This window comes from Variovorax sp. KBW07, assembly GCF_003852515.1.
Classification (GTDB): Bacteria; Pseudomonadota; Gammaproteobacteria; order Burkholderiales; family Burkholderiaceae_C; genus Variovorax.
The window spans coordinates 1-17,901 of record NZ_QAJK01000108.1 but is presented as its reverse complement, the minus strand read 5'-3'; the positions used below and the strand labels follow the sequence as shown (position 1 = coordinate 17,901).

Sequence of the window (17,901 nt, the reverse complement as noted above, 5' to 3'; positions counted from 1 at the left end):
TGGTGTACCGCTGATCAACGACCACTCTGATGACGCTCACGCGGATGGTGTGCTCTGCGCAGCGAAATAAAGGAGGAGCGAAGCGGGGGACATTCGCGGAGCAGAGCACACCGTCGGCGTGAGCGTCGCCCTGAACGACGAACGCCAAACACAACGCGACGAACAAGCAGCCTCAAGAAGCAGCCGGCCCCGTGTACCGCGCACGCGGTCGTATCAACTGGCCCGTGGCCTGCTGCTCCAGCACATGGGCCGTCCAGCCGACGGTGCGGGCCAGCGCGAACAGCGTGAGCGGCGCGCCCGGCGGCAACTTGTGTACGGCTGCCAGAGCGGCCAGCGCGAAGTCGATGTTCACGGCCTCACCCAACAGCTTTTCGCCGACTGCGCGCAACTCCGCGAATGCCGGCGGCAGGTCGATGCCGGCCAGCAACGCGCTGCATCGCGCATCGCCGTTCGGATACAGCGGATGGCCGAACGCCTCTGGCCGATGGTCGTGCGCGAGCCATTCGCGGACCGCCGCCTCCGTGCCGATGTCCGCCGCGTTGCGCATCAACGCCTGCACCGTCGCCGCTGCGCCGCCGTGCAAGGGGCCGGTCAGCGTGGACAGGCCCGTGAGCAGGCACGCGGCCAGCGATGCACCGGTGGAGGCGGTCACGCGTGCCGCGAAGGTCGATGCATTGAGTTCGTGGTCGGCCAGCAGCACCAGCGCGCGGCGCAGATCGTCAGCTGCGTGGGGACGGCGCCACGCCGAGGCGAGCCGCATGTGCAGCGGCACTTCCTTTTTGATGCGCGCGGGGGCGGGCAGCAATGCATCGGCCAGCGTGCCGATGATGTCCGCCGCTTCGGCTTGCAGCACCGCGCGCGAACGGCCGCGCGAGGGCAGGTCGGTGGCGGCACGCGCCGCCAGTGCGAGCAGGCCGGCTTGCAGCGGCGTTGTGTTCTTCTTGTGTGTTTGTTGCTGGGCGGCCGGCGCAGCGGCCGCGAAGCGCGGTGGGGCGCTTTCCCACAGCAGGCCCGCCACCTCTTCCAGCGTGGCGTGTGCCGCGAGTGCGCAGGCATCCTGTCCGCGATAGAGCAGTTGCCCGTGGGCGAAGGTCGACACCCCCGACGCCAGCACCGGCTCGCCCCACTGGATTGTTTCGCTCGCCACCGTTTCGCTGCTGCGCCGTCCACGCGTGCGGGCCGCGATGCGCTGCACGTCGTCGCGGTGGTACAGGCTGCGACGTGGGTCCGCGCTATCGGGCTTGGCGCGGATGCGGCCACGGCTCACGCTGGCGTACAGGGTCTGCGGTCGGACCTGCATCAGTTCGAGGGCTTCGCCCGCTGGGAGCCAGAGTGCCGTGGTGGTCTTCATCATCATGTTGATGAAATTAATCAAGATTGACGTCAATGTCAGTGTGGCCAGAATCAGGGACATCGTCAAACCTAGGAGAGAACGATGACTGAAGAGAACGATGGCCTCGAAGGCGTGGTGGCCGCGCACACGGTGTTGTCGGAAGTCGATGGCGCCGAAGGCCGGCTGGTCATTCGCGGCCTCACGCTCGACGAGATCGCGCAGCACTGGCGCTTCGAAGACGTGGTGGCGTTGCTGTTCAAGGGCTTCTTCGACACGCTGCCCGGCAACAATGCCGCGCTGCGCAGCGCCCTCGGCCGCGCGCGCCGCGAAGCCTTCGAGCGCCTGCAGCCGAACGACGACGCGGTGCTGCGTCGCATGCCGCCCATCGAGGCGGTGCGTGCGCTGCTGGCGCGCCTGCCCGATGGCGACGACCTACCGACCGCGCTGCGCCTGGTGGCCGCGCCGGCGGTCTACACCGCGGCCGTGATGCGCTGGCGCCTGGGCGTGCAGGCGCTCGCGCCCGACGAGGCTTTGCCGCACGCCGTCGACATGCTGCGCATGCTGCATGGCCGCACGCCCACGGCCGCGCAGGGTGCCGCGCTCGACACCTACCTCGTCACCGTCTGCGACCACGGCCTCAATGCTTCGACCTTCGCCGCGCGCGTGGTGGCGTCCACCGGCGCGGGGCTGGCGTCTGCCGTGCTTGCCGGCATCAGCGCGCTGAAGGGGCCGCTGCATGGCGGCGCACCCGGCCCCGTGCTCGACGCGCTCGATGCCATCGGCACCGCCGCCAACGCTCGCACCTGGCTCGAAGGCGCGGTGGCCAGCGGGCAGCGGCTGATGGGCTTCGGCCATCGCATCTACCGCGTGCGCGATCCGCGCGCCGATGCGCTCAAGGGCGCGCTGAACCGGCTGAGCGCGGAGGGCAGCGTCAATGCGGCGCGCTTCGAACTGGCCGAAGCCACCGAGCAGGCCGCGCTTGCGATCCTGCGCGAGAAGAAGCCCGGCCGCGCGCTGGAGACCAACGTGGAGTTCTATACCGCGCTGCTGCTCGAAGCCCTGGGCTTCGGCCGCGAGAGCTTCACCTGCGTGTTCGCCGCGGGCCGCGTCAGCGGATGGGTGGCGCATGCGCGCGAGCAGGTTCAAAAGGGCCGGCTCATCCGTCCGCAGTCCGTGTACGTGGGCCCGGCACCCGAGGCAGCCATCGACGAAGCCGCACTCGCGCACTGAGCCTACACGGCACCACGCGCGTCATCCGATACGCTCGCTCTGTTCGCAGGCCGCAGCCGCACGTCCCGTGTGGTGCGGCCTGCGCTGCCATGCAAAGCGAAAGTAATCCTGCCCATGACGACGCCGACCTCTTCATCACTCGCGCACGCGTGGCGCCTGCCACGCGACCTTGCGCTCATCACCGTGGCCGTCGATGCGGCGATGGTGCTGCTCAACATCGGCATGCAGTTGTGGCCCGACACGCCCGACAGCGAGCAGATGCGCGGTACCTATGCCTTGCCGGGCGTGTGGATCCCCATGGCCGCCAGCCTTGTCATGGCCTGGGTGCTGGCAGCCGCGCTGGCCTGGAGTCATGCGCGCCAGGCGCTGGAAGTGCGCGGCGCGGCGAGCGTGGCGCAATTGACCGCCCCGCGGGCACGCTATGCCGGGGTCTACCTCGTCGTGTTGGTGATGAACTACTACGCCTTGAGCCCGCTGCTCTACGAACTGCAACTGCTCTTCATGCCGGGTGGTCGGCTGGAGGATTTCTTCGGCGAGTTCGGAACGCGCATCGTGATGGCCTTGTCCACGGTCATGCATGCGGTGGTGCAACTGGCCGTGCTCGTGTTGGGCGTGTGGCTCGCGGCCTGGGTGGCGTTGAGGCGAAGCGCCGATGAACCGGCCACGGTGCCCTTCGATGACGATGTTGATGTTGCCGATGAAGAAAGCGTTGCGCAAACAGGTGCCTCACCGCGCCGTGCCGTGGCGCTGCTGGCCGCCGCCGTGTTCGCGTCGCTGCAGGTGTGGTGCGCGATGGTTGCAAGCCGCTGGACCGAGGCCGTGGGCATCATGAACGGCGCCGCGCTCCTGCTGGGCTGGATCGCGCCGCCGCTGGTGGTCTTTGCGCTGGCCTTCTGGGGCGGCTGGCTCGGCACCGGCCCGGGCCTGGCGCGGGTGCGGCCTTTCAAGGCCGTGGCGGCGTCGGTGCTGGCCTTCGTGCTGGTGCAGGTGAGCTGCATGGCCGTCGGCTTCGCGTGGCTGATGCTGATGATGACGTCGTGGTCGTCCGGCATGGCCGGCATCGGCGGCCTGATCGTGTTGGTGCTCGTGCTGGTGTTGCTCTACATCGCGCTGACGGTGCTGCTGACGCGCGCCGTCATGCGGCGGGTGTACCGCAGTTATTTGTAGCTGCGCGCGTCCTCGATCACCTTGCCGTCGTTCGGCAGGCTGCCCGGCGCCACCAGTTCGATGGTGCCGCGCAGCTTGGTCACTTCGCGCACCGCATCGGCAATGCGCGCGTCGAGCCCGGCCGGTGCGCCGGCGCATTCGAGCCTGAACGTCATCTGGTCGTCGCCCATCTCGCCCGACACCACGAGCCGCGCCCGCAGGATTTCGGGAAAGCGCCGCGCGATCTCGGCCACCTGCGAGGGATGCACGAACATGCCGCGCACCTTGGTGGTCTGGTCGGCCCGGCCGAGCCAGCCCTTGATGCGCTTGTTGGTGCGGCCGGTGGGGCAGGTGCCCGCAAGCACGGCCGAGAGGTCGCCGGTGCCGAAGCGCACGAGCGGGTAGTCGGGGTTGAAGCTGGTGACGACGATCTCGCCGACTTCGCCATCGGGCACCGGGTCGCCGGTGCCGGGCCGCACGATCTCGACCAGCACGCCTTCGTCGATCACGAGGCCTTCGCGGGCGCTGGTTTCATAGGCGATGAGGCCGAGGTCGGCGGTGGCGTAGCACTGCGTGCCCTTCACGCCGTGCGCGGCAATCCAGTCGTGCAGGCTTGGCGGAAAGGCTTCGCCGGAGACGAGGGCCTTGGTGAGCGAGGGAAGCTTCAGGCCTTTTTCTTCGGCCTTCTCGATCAGGATTTTCAAAAAGCTGGGCGTGCCCGTATAGCCTTCGGGCTTGAGGTCGACGATGGCTTCGAGCTGTTGCTCGGTCTGCCCGGTGCCGCCCGCGAAAACGGTGCAGCCCAAGGCCCGTGCACCGCTCTCCATGACCGAGCCCGCGGGGGTCATGTGGTAGCTGAAGCTGTTGTGAATCAACTCGCCACTGCGAAAGCCCGCGGCATGCAGCGCACGCGCGGTGCGCCAGTAGTCGCGCGCTTCGCCTTCGGGCTCATAGATGGTGCCGGGGCTGGCAAAGACACGCGGCATGCGGGGGCCGCGCACGATGGACGCAAACCCACCGAAAGGGTCGTCGGCACGGCGCGCTTTCTGAAGCTCGAGCAGTTCCGATTTGCGCGTGACGGGGAGCTTGGCGAGTGCTTCACGCGTGATGATGTCCGCCGGCTTGACGCCATCGAGGATCTTCGCGAACGCAGCGGTTGCAGTCTGTGCCTGCGCGATCTGTTTCGGCAACGCACCGAGCAGGTCGCGCTCGCGTTCGGCGGGGTCGCGGACTTCAAGCTTGTCGTAGTGGTCGGTCATGTCCGTACCCTTCATCTTTCAATTCGGTTGTCCGCCACGCGGATGCGGAGTGCGGCGCAGGAACTCCGATTCGGGAGCAGAGCACACCGTCGGCGTGAGCGCGCCCTGAAAGCCGCCTCGAACAAGGCAAAAAACATCGACTCGAACGCGGGCTCGAGCAGGAGGTTCGAGCGGTCAAGCCAGCCACCTCTTGCGGCGCTTGTAGCTCTTCACGTCGCGGAAACTCTTGCGGTCCGCACCACCGACGCCCAGGTAGAACTCCTTCACGTCCTCGTTCTCGCGCAGGCTCTTCGCCTCGCCGTCCATCACGATGCGGCCGTTCTCCAGGATGTAGCCGTAGTCCGCGTAGCGCAACGCCATGTTGGTGTTCTGCTCCGCCAACAGGAACGTTACCTTTTCCTTCGTGTTCAGGTCCTTCACGATCTCGAACACCTCTTCCACGATCTGCGGCGCCAGGCCCATCGACGGCTCGTCCAGCAACACCATCGTCGGGTTGGCCATCAGCGCGCGGCCAATGGCGCACATCTGCTGTTCGCCACCCGACGTGTAGGCGGCCTGCGACGTGCGCCGCGTCTTCAGGCGCGGGAAGTACGCGTAGACCTTTTCCAGCGTCTGCTGCACCGCCGCCTTGCCGTCGGTGCGCGTGTAGGCGCCGGTCATCAGGTTCTCTTCGATCGTCAGGTGAGCGAAGCAGTGGCGGCCTTCCATCACCTGGATCAGCCCGCGTTTCACCAGCTCGGCCGGCGACAGTGCTTCGATGCGGTCGCCGCGCAGCTCGATGGTGCCCTTGGTCACCGCGCCGCGTTCGCCCGCCAGCAGGTTGCTCACCGCGCGCAGCGTGGTCGTCTTGCCCGCGCCGTTGCCGCCGAGCAGCGCCACGATGCCGCCGTCGGGCACGGTGAGCGACACGCCCTTGAGCACGAGGATCACGTGGTTGTAGATGACCTCGATGCCGTTGACGTTGAGAAGGATGTTGGGTTCGCTCATGGTGTGGTCCGAAGCATTCGCAAGAACAGCAAGCATGTGGCTGTCCTTGCGAATGGCGGCTCTTGTTTGCTTGCTAACTAGCTCGCGAGCCGCCACGGCACTCAGTGGTTCAGTGCATCAAGACTGGCAGTCCGCTGCTTCACGGCGCGTCAGCTTCTTCTCGCCGGCGTACTTGTCGGCGGCGGCCTTCACCATCGGCTTGATGATCTGGCTGTCGGCCTCGTACCAGTCGGACATGCCGCCCCACTTGGCGCCGTCCCACGTGTGCACGCGCGCCCAGCTGGAACCCATGTGGTCCTGGCACGAGGTGCTCACCGGGCGCATCACGCCCGAAAAGCCCAGTGCATCCAGCTTCTTCTGGTCCAGGGCCAGGTTCTCCATGCCCCAGCGCACCTGCTCGCCGGTCATGACCTTGCCCTTGCCGAAGCGCTCCTGCGCACGCTTGACGGCTTCGACGCTCAGCATCTGGATGATCACGCCGCGCGTGTACAGCACCGAGCCCACTTCGTCCTTCGGACCCGTGCCCTGACCCTTGTCGTGCACCTGCTTGAGGATGTCCTGGATCACCTTGGGCTGCGTGCCCGAGGTGTTCAGCGCCAGCGCGTTGTAGCCCTTGGCGTTGGCGCCCACGTCCTTCACGTCGGGTTCGGCGCCGGCCCACCACACGCCGTACATCTTCTCGCGCGGGTAGCCGGTGGCCACGGCTTCCTTCAGCGCGGTGGAGTTCATCACGCCCCAGCCCCACAGCAGCACGAAGTCAGGCCGCGACTGGCGCACCTGCAGCCAGGCGGACTTCTGTTCCACGCCGGGCGCGGTCACGGGAATCAGCGACAGCTCGAAGCCGTTCTGCTTGGCGCGCTCCTGCAGCAGCGGAATCGGTTCCTTGCCGAACGGCGAGTCGTGGTACACGAGGGCGATCTTCTTGCCCTTGAGCTTGTCCATGCCGCCTTCCTTCTTCCCGATGTGCTGGATCAGGATGTCGGCCGCGGTCCAGTAGGAGCCCATCAGCGGGAAGTTCCACTTGAACACGCCGCCGTCCTGCGAGGCCGAGAGGCCGTAGCCCAGCGTGATGAGCGGGATCTTGTCGGTGGGCACCTTGTCGGTCAGCGCGAAGGTGATGCCGGTGGCCTGCGGGTCGAACAGTGCAACGCCGGGGCGGCCCTTCAGGCGCTCGTAGCATTCCACGCCCTTGTCAGTGGCATAGCCGGTTTCGCATTCTTCAAAAGCGATCTTCACGCCGTTGATGCCGCCGGTGGCGTTGACGTACTTGATGTAGTCCTGCTTGCCGTTGGCCCAGGGCGTGCCGTTGGGCGCGTAGGGACCGGTGCGGTACACCAGCAGCGGGAAGAACTGTTCCTTGCTGTCCTGCGCCTGCGCAAGCGATGGCGCGAGCATGGCGCCGAGGGTGCTGGCCACCAGGGCGGCGGTCAGAGCGAGCGATTTCAGTTTCATGCCTGTCTCCTTTTGTGGGCACCTCGGTGCCGGGTTTTTACGAACGAACCAACGGGAACTTCAAGAAATGCTTTGTCAATGAGGGAAGGGCCACAGCCGCAACTTCTCCTTGGCGGTGGACCACAGCCGCGCCAGTCCATGCGGCTCGACGATCAAGAAGAAAACAATCAGCGCGCCGAAGATCATGGTCTCCAGGTGCGAGGCCAGCGCGGTCGAAATCGAGAAGCCCAGCCACCCCGGCAACTGGTTCAGGAGCAGCGGCAGCAGCACGATGAACGCGGCGCCGAAGAAGCTGCCCATGATGGAACCGAGCCCGCCGATGATCACCATGAACAGCAGCTGGAACGAGCGGTCGATGCTGAAGGCCGCGGGCTCCCACGCACCCAGGTGAATGAAGCCCCACAGCGCGCCGGCCACGCCGACGATGAAGCTGCTCACCGCGAAGGCCGTGAGCTTGGCGTACACCGGGCGAATGCCGATCACCGCGGCCGCCACGTCCATGTCGCGCATGGCCATCCACTCGCGGCCGATGGCGCTGCGCACCAGGTTCTTGGCCAGCAGCGCGAACACCACCACGAAGACCAGGCAGAACAGATACTTCTGGATCGGCGATTCGATCGGCACGCCGAACACGTTCAGCCCCGCCACGCTCACCGAACCCGACGACGAGTTGTTGGTGAACCACTGGATGCGAAGAAACGCCCAGTCGGTGAAGAACTGCGCCGCCAGCGTGGCCACCGCAAGGTACAGGCCCTTGATGCGCAGGCTCGGAATGCCGAACAGCACGCCGATCACGGTGGCGCACAGCCCGCCCAGCAGCAGCGAGGCAATCAGCGGCATGCCGTCGATGCGCACCTGGAAGTTGTAGGCCGCATATGCGCCCACCGCCATGAAGGCGCCGGTGCCCAGCGAAATCTGTCCGCAGTAGCCGACCAGGATGTTCAGGCCCAGCGCGGCGAGCGACAAGATCAGGAAGGGCGTGAGGATGGCGCGCATCCAGTAGTCGGACACACCCAGCGGCACCACGATGAAAGCCACGAGCAGCAGCACCAGCATCGCGATGCGGTCCTGCGCAATCGGAAGAATCTGTTGGTCGGCCCTGTAGCTCGACTTGAACTGGCCGTTTTCTCTGTAGAACATGTCAGACCCGATCGATGATCTTTTCGCCGAACAGGCCCTGCGGACGAACCAGCAGGAAGACCAGTGCGAGCACATACGCGAACCAGATCTCGATGCCGCCACCGAGCATGGGGCCGAGATAGATTTCAGACAGCTTCTCGCCCACGCCGATCAGCAGGCCACCGATGATGGCGCCCGGGATCGATGTGAGCCCACCCAGAATCACCACCGGCAGAGCCTTCAGCGCCACCAGCGACAGCGAGAACTGCACGCCCAGCTTCGATCCCCAGATGATCCCGGCCACCAGCGCCGAGAAGCCCGCCACCGACCACACGATCACCCAGATGCGCGACAGCGGAATGCCGATGGATTGCGCGGCCTGGTGGTCGTCGGCCACTGCGCGCAGCGCTCGGCCGGTGGCCGTCTTCTGGAAGAAGATGGCCAGCACCACCACCAGCGCGGCCGACACCATCGCGGCGGCCAGGTCTTCCTGGCTCAGCAGCAGGCCGCCGGGGAAGGTGCCTTCGAGCACCATCAGCGGCTCCTTGGGCATGCCCACGTCGATCTTGTAGATGTCGTTGCCGAAGATCGTCTGGCCCAGGCCGTCGAGAAAGTAGGCAATGCCCAGCGTGGCCATCAGCAGCGTGATGCCTTCCTGGTTCACCAGCTTGCTGAGTGCCAGTCGCTCGATCAGCCAGGCCACGACGATCATCACGGCCATGGCCGCGATGAAGGCCAGGATGTTCGCAAGAATCAGGCTCTGGAAGCCGAACCACAGCGGGAACCACTCGGCAAAGCGCGCCATGGCCAGCGCCGCGAAAAGCACCATCGCGCCCTGTGCGAAATTGAAGACGCCCGAGGCCTTGTAGATCAGCACGAAGCCGATGGCGATCAGCGAATAGAGCATGCCGACCATGAGGCCGCCGAAAAGGGTTTCGATGAAAAAGCCCATGGTCAGTTTCTTTCTTGTTTTTCTCCCTCCCCTTCCGGGGGAGGGTTGGGGTGGGGGCACGCGGCGCGCGATGAAGCGCCGCGGTGTTGCGAGGGCTGTCGTGCCCCCATCCCAGCCTTCCCCCAGCGGGGGAAGGAGCAATGCTTCATGGCGAAGTTCGGCATGGCGTCAGTGCTCCACACCCAGGTACGCCCGGATCACGTCTTCATTGCTGCGCACTTCGTCCGGCGTGCCGTCGCCGATCTTCTTGCCGTAGTCGAGCACCACCACGCGGTCGGAGATGTCCATCACCACGCCCATGTCGTGCTCGATCAGCACGATGGTCGCGCCGAACTCGTCGTTCACGTCGAGGATGAAGCGGCTCATGTCCTGCTTCTCTTCGACGTTCATGCCCGCCATGGGCTCGTCGAGCAGCAGCACCTGCGGCTCCATCGCGAGCGCGCGGCCCAGGTCGACGCGCTTTTGCAGGCCGTAGGGCAGGCGGCCCACCGGCGTCTTGCGGTGCGCCTGGATTTCGAGAAAGTCGATGATGTGCTCGACGAACTCGCGGTGCCGCAGCTCCTCGCGTTCGGCCGGGCCCCAGCGCAGCGCCTGTGCCAGCAGGCCGCTCTTCATCTTGAGGTTGCGGCCCGTCATGATGTTGTCGAGCACGCTCATGCCCTTGAACAGCGCAAGGTTCTGGAAGGTGCGTGCCACGCCCATCTCGGCCACCTGGCGCGAGTTCATGTGCTTGAAGGTCTGGCCGCGAAAGGTGATGGAGCCTTGCTGCGGCCAGTACACGCCGTTGATGCAGTTCAGCATCGAGCTCTTGCCCGCGCCGTTCGGCCCGATGATGGCGCGCACTTCATGCTCGCGCACGTTGAAGCTGATGTCGGTCAGCGCCTTCACGCCGCCGAAACTCAAGGAGATGTTCTGCACGTCGAGGATGACCTCGCCGATCTTTCTGCTGCTCATGCCGCTGCCTTCACGATGGGGAAGGTCTTGGCCTCGACGATCTTCAACGTGGCATTCACCACGCCCGTGCGTCCGTCCTCGAACTTGACCTGGGTCTCGATGTACTGCTCGGTCTTGCCGCCATAGAGCGCCTCGAGCAGCACCGCGTATTTCTCGGCGATGAAGCCGCGCCGCACCTTGCGCGTGCGGGTCAGTTCGTCGTCGTCGGGGTCGAGCTCCTTGTGCAGCACCAGGAAGCGCGCAATCTGCGTCTCGCCCATGCCGTCTTCGCCGGCCAGGTCGGCATTGACCTTGGCGATGCATTCGGCAATCAGCGACAGCACGTCGGGCTTGCCGGCCAGGTCGACATAGCCGCCGTAGGCCAGGCCGCGGCGCTCGGCCCAGTTGCCCACCGCTTCGAAGTCGATGTTGATGGCCGCGCAGACTTCGTCGCGCCCGTTGCCGAAGCACACGGCTTCCTTGATCTGCGGGAAGAACTTGAGCTTGTTCTCGATGTAGTTGGGCGCAAAGATCGCGCCGCTCACGAGCCGGCCCACGTCCTTGGCGCGGTCGATGATGCGCAGGTGGCCTTCGCTGTCGAGCACGCCCGCGTCACCGGTGTGGAAGTAGCCGTTGGCGTCGAGCACCTCGGCGGTGGCGTCGGGGCGCTTGTAGTACTCCTTGAGCACCGACACGCCGCGCACCAGCACTTCGCCGTCTTCCGCGATCTTCAGTTCGATGCCCGGTGCGGCGGTGCCCACGGTCTGCAGCTTGACCTTGCCGTCTTGCTGCAGGCACACGTAGGCGCAGGTTTCGGTCTGGCCGTAGAACTGCTTGAGGTTGACGCCGATGGAGCGGTAAAAGCGGAACAGGTCGGGCCCGATGGCCGCGCCGGCCGTGTAGGCCACGCGGATGCGGCTCATGCCCAGCACGTTGCGCAGCGGCCCGTAGATCAACAGGTTGCCCAGGCCGTACATCAGCCGGTCGCCGGTGCTTACGGTCGCGCCGTTCAGTATGTCGGCGCCCACGCGCTGCGCCAGCGCCATGAACTTCGCGTACAGCCAGCGCTTGGGCGCGGCCGCGTCTTCCATGCGGATCGACACGGCCGTGAGCAGCCCTTCGAAGGTGCGCGGCGGGCCGAAGTAATAGCTCGGGCCGATCTCGCGCATGTCGTTCATCACCGTCTCGGCCGACTCGGGGCAGTTGAGCGTGAAGCCGCCCACCAGCCACTGCGCCACCGAGAACAGGTGGTCGCCCACCCACGCCATTGGCAGGTAGCTCATGATGTTGTCGCCAGGGCCGAGCTTGTCGGTCTCGACGCCGCCACGGCCCGCCGCGATGAAGCTGGCGTGTGTCTGGCACACGCCCTTGGGGCGGCCGGTGGTGCCCGAGGTGTAGAGGATCACGCCCACGTCGGTTGCTTCGCCGCTCGCCACCGCGCGGTCGTAGTAGCCCACGTTGGCCTTGTCGAAGGCCCGGCCCATTTCGCGCAACTGCTCGTAGCTGATGAGCCCCGGCTGGTCGTAGTGGCGCAGGCCCTTGGGGTCGTCATAGATGATGTGGCGGATGCTGGGCTCCTTGCCCTTCTGGATCTCGCGGCATTCGAGCAGCTTGTCGACCTGCTCCTGGTCTTCGACGATCACGAACTCGATGCCGGCGTCCTGCAGCATGAAGACCATTTCGCCGGCCACCGCGTCCTGGTAGAGCGGCACCGGCACGCCGCGCAGGCTTTGCGCCGCGACCACCGCCATGTACAGGTGGGGCCGGTTGGCGCCGACGATGGCCAGGTTGTCGAAGGCCTTGAAGCCGAGGCTCGCCAGGCCGCAGGCCATTTCGCGCACTTCCTGCGCCACGGCGTTCCAGGTCCAGGTTTGCCAGATGCCGAGGTCTTTCTCGCGCACGGCCGGCGCCTCGGGTTGGGCCTCGGCATGCGCGAGCAGCAGACGGGGGAAGGTGGGGGCGGTTGTTTGCACAGTGGGCGGATCGTAGGTCTCACTTTGACGCCCGGTTGTCGTTCCAACGACAATCCTAGGGACACTACTCCCCGGAGTTTCCCGATGCCTCACGGCAACCCTTCCTACGGCGCTTCCCACAACGTGCTCGGCGGCTCCATCAAGGACCGCGTGCGCCCCGCCAATGCGGCGGAGCTCGACGGCATTCCCTGGCTGCCGACGCTCACGCCCACCGAGCGCCGCCGCGCCGAGGCCACGCTGGTGGTCGGCGAGGCCGAGCCCGGCGACCTGGTGTGCCGCGTCGGCCGCTCGCCCACCTACTGGTTCGGCGTGGTCGAAGGCCTGCTCAAGATGAGCAACGACAACGCCGACGGTGGCTCCGTCACCTACACCGGCGTGCCGCCCGGCGGCTGGTTCGGCGAAGGCACGGTGATGAAGCGCGAGCCCTACCGCTACAACATCCAGGCGCTGAGGCGCAGCCTGGTGGCGGGGCTGCCGATCGAGAGCTTCCACTGGCTGCTCGACCATTCCATCGGCTTCAACCGCTTCGTGATGAACCAGCTCAACGAACGGCTCGGCCAGTTCATCGCGGCGCTGGAAATCGACCGGCTCAACAACCCCGACGCGCGCGTGGCGCGCAACCTGGTGTCGCTGTTCAACCCCGTGCTGTACCCAGGCGTGGGCGAGGTCTTGCGCATCACGCAGCAGGAGCTGGCCTACCTGGTGGGCCTGTCGCGCCAGCGCGTGAACGAGGCGCTCAATGGCCTGTCGGCACAGGGGCTGATCCGCGTGGAGTACGGTGGCCTGTGCGTGCTCGACCTGCCGGGCCTGCGCGCGACCGCGATGTCGAACAAGAAGAACAATCCCTCACCGGAAACCGAAAAATCATGAGTCTCACGGACCAGCTCCAGATCGTGCCCGCGAATGCGGAAGCCGGCTTCATCCCGCCGCCCGAGGCGCCGAAGGCGAAGGCCGACGATGCCGGCCCGACGTTGCAGGAAGCCATCGAGCGCAACGAGGCGCTGAGCGAGAAGATCGACGCGCTCGACGCCATCCTGGCCAAGCCGCTCATTGAAATCCTGGCCGACCGCGAGAAGTCCGAAGAAGCCGCGCTTGCATGGGACCGCTTCGGCGCGATGTGGATGCTGTCGCAGCGTGCCATGCGGCGCGTGGCGCTCGACCTTGCGGCGCAACTCGGCGTGAGCGAGGAAGAAGTCGTCGCGCGCGCCATGGTCAACGCCAACGCGGTGCTCAACGGCGCCGACGAAGTCGACCTGGGCGGCACCATCGCGCCCGCGCAGCTGCAGCACATCGCGCGGCATCGCGCCTTCTTGCGCAAGCAGTTCCGCACCGGCTGAGCGGACGACACGCCGCGCGCGCATCCGCCACACCCTTTAATCTCCCTGCCTTCGTTTCAGAAAGAAAGACTTTTCCGATGACCGCTGCTTCTTCCCGACACCTCACCCTGATCACCGGCGCCTCGCGTGGCCTGGGCCGCGCCATGGCCGAACAACTGCTGCAGGCCGGCCACACGGTGCTCGGCATCTCGCGCAAGCAAGACCCTCAGCTGGCCGAGGCCGCCAAGGCCGCCGGCGCCGAACTCACGCAGTGGGAGCAGGACCTGTCCGACCCCGTGGCCGCGTCGGCCCGCGTGTCGGCATGGCTCAAGGGCCTGGACGGCCAGCGCTTCGACGGCGTGACCCTCATCAACAACGCCGGCACCGTGGGCAACCCCGCGCCGCTGTCCGGTGCCGTCGGCACCGAGCTGTCGCTGGCGCTGCGCATCGGCCTCGAAGCGCCGATGCTGCTGACCGCCGCCTTCCTGGGCGCCACCCGCGAATGGCGCGGCGCGCGCAAGGTGCTGAACATCTCGTCGGGCCTGGGCCGCAATGCCATGGGCAGCCAGGCGCCTTATTGCGCGTCCAAGGCCGGCATGGACCATTTCTCGCGCGCCGTCGCGCTCGAAGAAGCGGCCGCACCGAACGGCGCACGCATCGTCTCGCTGGCACCCGGCATCATCGACACCGACATGCAGGTGCAACTGCGCGGCGCGTCGGCCGAGAACTTCCCGGACCGCACGCGCTTCGTGAGCATGAAGGAAGAGGGCCGGCTCGACAGCCCCGCCTCCGCGGCCGCCAAGGTGCTCACGTACCTGGCGCGCGCGGACTTCGGCAACAACTCCGTGGCCGACGTGCGCGACCCGGCCTGAACACCGAGGACAGGAGCACGCCATGGCCACCGCAAAGTCGATCGACACCAACGACTACAAGCTCTTTCCGTCGCCGAGGAACGTGCACCGCATCATCTTCGAGCACCAGGTCTTCGTGCCTTACCCGTACGCGCTGATCGTGATGGACGAGTTCTATTTCAAGGGCCGCTACAGCCTGTTCTCGGCCTGCCGCATGAGCGACGGGAAGATGGGGCAGGTGGTGACGTTCGAGCTTGAGACGGACGTGGATATCTTCAATGCGAAGTTCGTGCCGGATTGAGCGAAAACCGCGAATTGCCGTGATCGCAGCAGCAGAGGTTCCGACGCGCCTCGAATAGCCTTTCACCGGGGACGTGGCGATGTGCTCGCGCTCCCGGGAAAGAACCAATATTCGGGGAACGACATGACTGCATCGGCAACTTCCAGGCATCCGGCCAGCCCTCATCCTGAACCAGGAAAACGGGGCACGGCGCCAAGTACCAGCCTCGACAAATGGAAATTCGGCATTGACAGGGCCGATGCCGACTGGGACATCTACGACTGTCGGATCCAATCGGTGGTCGACGAATACAACCGCCATCTTTCCAGTTCCACGGGCTATGTTCCGTTGGATTGGAAAGTGGTCAAGACCATGCTGTGGGTGGAAACGGGGGCCGGCAGTTCCGAATGGAAATCGAAGCCCATGCAGATCGGCAATCGCGATGACCCGGGGCTGGCATCGCTGCTGCTCGGCAACGAGGGCGGGGACCTGATCATTCCGCCTTCGATGCGCCCCTACATGTCCATCCAGGGTGCGAAAGTCGAGCCGCTGCAGAACATTCGTGCCGGTGTCGGGTACTTGTTGATGCGCATGGCGAGCTACGCCTACAAGAGTGTCCCGAATGCCGACGCGAGGGTCTGCGAAGTCGCGGCGGGACCGGGTGACAACCTCGACAGAATCGCCAAGGCCCAAGGCAGCACTCTGGAAGCGATGAAGAAGCTCAACCCATCGGTCCGCGTCGTGCATGCCGGTGACGTGCTGAAGTACCAGAAGGCTTCCATCCGGCGAGTCATCACCGGATGGAACACGCTCTCCGCAAGTGGCGTTGCACAGCGCTACAACCGCGGCGACCCGGCGTACGCCAGCAAGTTCCAGTACGCAACGCGGGCTGTTGTACAGCGCAGGGATGCAGCATGCGTGCGCTGAGGGTGGCCGTGCCCTTTCTGGCGCTAGGTCTTGCCAGCAGTGCAGCACTGGCCGCCGACAAGCCGTTCACTGGCTACTTCGTGGGCAACGGCCGGGCATGCACCGGCAATCTGTACATTCGCACGAAGACGGTTGAATGGCACACCCCGTTCAGTGTTTGCAAGCCAGCGGGCTACGAAGTCCTTGAAAAGGACTTCACCGAAACGCACAAGCGACTGGCACTCCGCCTCAAGACCCGCAGCAAACATTGCGGGCATGCGGTCATCGAGGTCGAACAGGCTGCCCAGGTGAGTCCGTACGCCTGGAACATCACCGGCTATCCGTCCCTCGAAGCCTTCCAGAAACGGGAGTTGCCCGGCTGGAAGCACTCCGCGCTGGACGAGCGAATGACCTTGTCCTGTCCTACGGTCTTGATGGACTGATCGGCATTCGCTGTCCGGCCTTACTCGATCGTCGCCCCCGAAGCCTGCACGATCCCCTTCCACTTCTCGTAGTCCGTCTTCAGCAGCGCGCCGAACTGCTCCGGCGTCATGCTCTGCGGCTCCGCGCCCTGGGCAATGATGGCGGCCTTCATTTCAGGCGTGGCCAGCAGTTTGTTGACCTCGGCGTTGAGTGTGGTGACGATTTCCTTCGGCGTGCCGGCCGGCACGAACAGGCCATACCAGGTGCTCACGTCGAAGTCCTTGTAGCCCAGCTCGGCCACGGTGGGCGTGTCGGGCAGCGAGGTGCTGCGCTTGGCGGAGGTCACGGCCAGCGGGCGCAGCTTGCCGGCCTTGATCTGCGCCATGGCCGAGGGCACCGAAGACACCATCAGGTCGACGTTGCCGGCCAGCACGTCCATCATGGCCGCGTTGGAGCCCTTGTAGGGCACGTGGCGCATCTTGATCTTGGCGGCGCCGTTGAAGATCTCGCCGGCCAGGTGGATGGTGGTGCCGTTGCCGGGCGAGCCATAGGTGACGGTGTCGGGCGCGGCGCGCGCAGCCTTCACCACGTCGTCGAGCGTCTTGAACTTCGAGTTGGCCTGCGTGACGATGACCACAGGCGTGTAGGCCACGTGGGCCACCGCGGTCAGGTCTTTCACGGGGTTGTAGCTCAGGTTCTTGTAGAGCCAGGGCGCAACGACCATGTTGTCTTTCTGGCCCATCACGATGTCGTAGCCCGTGGGCGCGGCGCGCGCGGCTTCGGCAATGCCGATGGTGCCGCCGGCGCCCGCGCGGTTGTCGGGCACCACGGTCCAGTGGTTGGCCTCGGTGAGCTTCTGCGCGACCAGCCGCGCCAGGATGTCGGTGCCGCCGCCGGGCGGGAACGGCACGACCATGCGGATGGGCTTGGCCGGGTAGGACGGCGCTTGCGCGTGCGCGGTATTGGCCGAAAAAGCCAGCGGGAGTGCCAGCGCGATGGCCAGCTGGCCGAAGTGTCTGCGGATCATGGAGTTTGTCTCTTTGTCGTGGCGAATCAGGGGGCAGCCGATGTCTTCTTCACTGCACCAGGGGTGCAGTGTGCCGGAAGCCGCGCGGGGCCGATTTCTTCATTCGCGATGGGGCCCGTATCGGCTCGCGGTGGCTGTTTTCCGACGCTGCGACAGGGTGCCGGCCTGCACATGGTGGTCCTGCCGGGGGTTTAGCTTTCCGGCTTTGCAGGAGACGTCCATGCTTGGAAATATCGATGCAGTGGCCAACCTCGCGGTGAAAGACCTCGCCGTGGCCCGCCGCTTCTACGAAGACACGCTGGGCCTGGCGCAGGTCGATGCCGAAGGCGAGGAACTGATCGTCTTTCGCAGCGGCGGCACCGTGGTCAACGTGTACCGCTCGGCTTTTGCCGGCACCAACAAGGCCACGGCGGTGACGTGGTCGGTGGGTGGCGACATCGCGCGCATCGTCGATGCGCTGAAGGCGAAGGGCGTGCGCTTCGAGCACTACGACATGCCCGGCACCACGCTCGAGGGCGACCTCCATGTCATGGGCGACATGAAGGTCGCGTGGTTCAAGGACCCCGACGGCAACATCCTGAACCTCATCAACAGCTGAGCGGCGAGGCACGGCGCGCGTTGCGGTCGTGCCTCGCCGGTCGGCGGGCGGCTTTCGATCAGCCGAAGTTCTTTGCGACGAAGTCCCAGTTGACCAGCTTGGCCAGGAAGGTCTCG

The 17,901-nt window shown here is 65.9% G+C and carries 18 protein-coding genes; 9 read left to right on the top strand and 9 right to left on the bottom strand.

All coding sequences use genetic code 11. The features are described 5' to 3' along the window. Positions 1-172 precede the first annotated feature (172 nt). Positions 173-1,357 (bottom strand): citrate synthase, encoded by a 1,185-nt coding sequence (locus DBV14_RS21370; RefSeq protein ID WP_260397163.1) that lies wholly within the window; start codon positions 1,355-1,357, stop codon positions 173-175. A gap of 78 nt (positions 1,358-1,435) precedes the next feature. Between DBV14_RS21370 and DBV14_RS21365 the strand changes: the two genes are divergently transcribed. Both DBV14_RS21365 and DBV14_RS21360 read left to right on the top strand, forming a co-directional pair. Beyond that, positions 1,436-2,563, top strand: coding sequence for a citrate synthase/methylcitrate synthase (locus DBV14_RS21365; protein ID WP_124461828.1), 1,128 nt, complete (start codon positions 1,436-1,438; stop codon positions 2,561-2,563). 114 nt (positions 2,564-2,677) lie between these two features. Beyond that, complete coding sequence (locus DBV14_RS21360) at positions 2,678-3,730, top strand: hypothetical protein (protein ID WP_124461826.1); 1,053 nt, start codon at positions 2,678-2,680, stop codon at positions 3,728-3,730. Here the strand turns inward: DBV14_RS21360 and DBV14_RS21355 are convergent. The 7 genes from DBV14_RS21355 to DBV14_RS21325 form a co-directional block, all read right to left on the bottom strand. Continuing rightward, complete coding sequence (locus DBV14_RS21355; RefSeq protein ID WP_124461824.1) at positions 3,721-4,968, bottom strand: phenylacetate--CoA ligase family protein; 1,248 nt, start codon at positions 4,966-4,968, stop codon at positions 3,721-3,723. The two genes, DBV14_RS21360 and DBV14_RS21355, sit on opposite strands and share 10 nt — an antisense overlap. Positions 4,969-5,142: 174 nt before the next feature. Continuing rightward, positions 5,143-5,955: an ABC transporter ATP-binding protein gene (locus DBV14_RS21350; protein ID WP_124461822.1), complete on the bottom strand. Its 813-nt coding sequence runs from the start codon at positions 5,953-5,955 to the stop codon at positions 5,143-5,145. A 117-nt stretch (positions 5,956-6,072) separates the two neighbouring features. After that, positions 6,073-7,407, bottom strand: coding sequence for an ABC transporter substrate-binding protein (locus tag DBV14_RS21345; RefSeq protein ID WP_124461820.1), 1,335 nt, complete (start codon positions 7,405-7,407; stop codon positions 6,073-6,075). 75 nt (positions 7,408-7,482) lie between these two features. After that, positions 7,483-8,547, bottom strand: a complete 1,065-nt coding sequence (locus DBV14_RS21340) for a branched-chain amino acid ABC transporter permease (RefSeq protein WP_124461818.1) — start codon at positions 8,545-8,547, stop codon at positions 7,483-7,485. A gap of 1 nt (position 8,548) precedes the next feature. Beyond that, complete coding sequence (locus DBV14_RS21335) at positions 8,549-9,478, bottom strand: branched-chain amino acid ABC transporter permease (protein WP_124461816.1); 930 nt, start codon at positions 9,476-9,478, stop codon at positions 8,549-8,551. A gap of 168 nt (positions 9,479-9,646) precedes the next feature. Further along, positions 9,647-10,432, bottom strand: coding sequence for an ABC transporter ATP-binding protein (locus DBV14_RS21330; protein WP_124461815.1), 786 nt, complete (start codon positions 10,430-10,432; stop codon positions 9,647-9,649). Beyond that, positions 10,429-12,384: an AMP-binding protein gene (locus DBV14_RS21325; protein WP_124461813.1), complete on the bottom strand. Its 1,956-nt coding sequence runs from the start codon at positions 12,382-12,384 to the stop codon at positions 10,429-10,431. The genes DBV14_RS21330 and DBV14_RS21325 overlap by 4 nt, the downstream gene beginning before the upstream one ends. 84 nt (positions 12,385-12,468) lie before the next feature. On the opposite strand from DBV14_RS21325, the gene DBV14_RS21320 reads away from it, so the two are divergent. The 6 genes from DBV14_RS21320 (at position 12,469) to DBV14_RS21295 (ending at position 16,180) form a co-directional block, all read left to right on the top strand. Further along, positions 12,469-13,254: a Crp/Fnr family transcriptional regulator gene (locus tag DBV14_RS21320; protein ID WP_124461811.1), complete on the top strand. Its 786-nt coding sequence runs from the start codon at positions 12,469-12,471 to the stop codon at positions 13,252-13,254. After that, a complete protein-coding gene (locus tag DBV14_RS21315) occupies positions 13,251-13,721 on the top strand; it encodes a hypothetical protein (RefSeq protein WP_124461809.1) in 471 nt (156 codons plus the stop codon). The genes DBV14_RS21320 and DBV14_RS21315 overlap by 4 nt, the downstream gene beginning before the upstream one ends. A 77-nt stretch (positions 13,722-13,798) precedes the next feature. Next, positions 13,799-14,572, top strand: coding sequence for an SDR family NAD(P)-dependent oxidoreductase (locus DBV14_RS21310; protein WP_124461808.1), 774 nt, complete (start codon positions 13,799-13,801; stop codon positions 14,570-14,572). Positions 14,573-14,594: 22 nt separating this feature from the next. Beyond that, the gene (locus DBV14_RS21305; RefSeq protein WP_124461806.1) at positions 14,595-14,852 is read left to right on the top strand and encodes a hypothetical protein; all 258 of its coding nucleotides are present in this window, start codon (positions 14,595-14,597) and stop codon (positions 14,850-14,852) included. Positions 14,853-14,975: 123 nt separating this feature from the next. Next, positions 14,976-15,758 (top strand): LysM domain-containing protein, encoded by a 783-nt coding sequence (locus tag DBV14_RS21300; protein WP_260397162.1) that lies wholly within the window; start codon positions 14,976-14,978, stop codon positions 15,756-15,758. Further along, on the top strand, positions 15,746-16,180 hold the full coding sequence (locus tag DBV14_RS21295; RefSeq protein WP_124461804.1) for a hypothetical protein: 435 nt from the start codon (positions 15,746-15,748) through the stop codon (positions 16,178-16,180). Before DBV14_RS21300 ends, DBV14_RS21295 begins: the two co-directional genes overlap by 13 nt. Positions 16,181-16,200: 20 nt before the next feature. On the opposite strand, the gene DBV14_RS21290 is transcribed toward DBV14_RS21295, so the two are convergent. Beyond that, the gene (locus DBV14_RS21290; RefSeq protein WP_124461802.1) at positions 16,201-17,187 is read right to left on the bottom strand and encodes a tripartite tricarboxylate transporter substrate binding protein; all 987 of its coding nucleotides are present in this window, start codon (positions 17,185-17,187) and stop codon (positions 16,201-16,203) included. Positions 17,188-17,407: 220 nt separating this feature from the next. On the opposite strand from DBV14_RS21290, the gene DBV14_RS21285 reads away from it, so the two are divergent. Further along, a complete protein-coding gene (locus DBV14_RS21285; RefSeq protein WP_124461800.1) occupies positions 17,408-17,785 on the top strand; it encodes a VOC family protein in 378 nt (125 codons plus the stop codon). Positions 17,786-17,901 lie beyond the last annotated feature (116 nt).

Excerpts from the sequence above, each read along its gene's own strand:
- DBV14_RS21370 (WP_260397163.1), bottom strand. The coding sequence starts at position 1,357 with ATGATGATGAAGACCACCACGGCACTCTGGCTCCCAGCGGGCGAAGCC.
- DBV14_RS21365 (WP_124461828.1), top strand. The coding sequence starts at position 1,436 with ATGACTGAAGAGAACGATGGCCTCGAAGGCGTGGTGGCCGCGCACACG.
- DBV14_RS21360 (WP_124461826.1), top strand. The coding sequence starts at position 2,678 with ATGACGACGCCGACCTCTTCATCACTCGCGCACGCGTGGCGCCTGCCA.
- DBV14_RS21355 (WP_124461824.1), bottom strand. The coding sequence starts at position 4,968 with ATGACCGACCACTACGACAAGCTTGAAGTCCGCGACCCCGCCGAACGC.
- DBV14_RS21350 (WP_124461822.1), bottom strand. The coding sequence starts at position 5,955 with ATGAGCGAACCCAACATCCTTCTCAACGTCAACGGCATCGAGGTCATC.
- DBV14_RS21345 (WP_124461820.1), bottom strand. The coding sequence starts at position 7,407 with ATGAAACTGAAATCGCTCGCTCTGACCGCCGCCCTGGTGGCCAGCACC.
- DBV14_RS21340 (WP_124461818.1), bottom strand. The coding sequence starts at position 8,547 with ATGTTCTACAGAGAAAACGGCCAGTTCAAGTCGAGCTACAGGGCCGAC.
- DBV14_RS21335 (WP_124461816.1), bottom strand. The coding sequence starts at position 9,478 with ATGGGCTTTTTCATCGAAACCCTTTTCGGCGGCCTCATGGTCGGCATG.
- DBV14_RS21330 (WP_124461815.1), bottom strand. The coding sequence starts at position 10,432 with ATGAGCAGCAGAAAGATCGGCGAGGTCATCCTCGACGTGCAGAACATC.
- DBV14_RS21320 (WP_124461811.1), top strand. The coding sequence starts at position 12,469 with ATGCCTCACGGCAACCCTTCCTACGGCGCTTCCCACAACGTGCTCGGC.
- DBV14_RS21315 (WP_124461809.1), top strand. The coding sequence starts at position 13,251 with ATGAGTCTCACGGACCAGCTCCAGATCGTGCCCGCGAATGCGGAAGCC.
- DBV14_RS21310 (WP_124461808.1), top strand. The coding sequence starts at position 13,799 with ATGACCGCTGCTTCTTCCCGACACCTCACCCTGATCACCGGCGCCTCG.
- DBV14_RS21305 (WP_124461806.1), top strand. The coding sequence starts at position 14,595 with ATGGCCACCGCAAAGTCGATCGACACCAACGACTACAAGCTCTTTCCG.
- DBV14_RS21300 (WP_260397162.1), top strand. The coding sequence starts at position 14,976 with ATGACTGCATCGGCAACTTCCAGGCATCCGGCCAGCCCTCATCCTGAA.
- DBV14_RS21295 (WP_124461804.1), top strand. The coding sequence starts at position 15,746 with ATGCGTGCGCTGAGGGTGGCCGTGCCCTTTCTGGCGCTAGGTCTTGCC.
- DBV14_RS21290 (WP_124461802.1), bottom strand. The coding sequence starts at position 17,187 with ATGATCCGCAGACACTTCGGCCAGCTGGCCATCGCGCTGGCACTCCCG.
- DBV14_RS21285 (WP_124461800.1), top strand. The coding sequence starts at position 17,408 with ATGCTTGGAAATATCGATGCAGTGGCCAACCTCGCGGTGAAAGACCTC.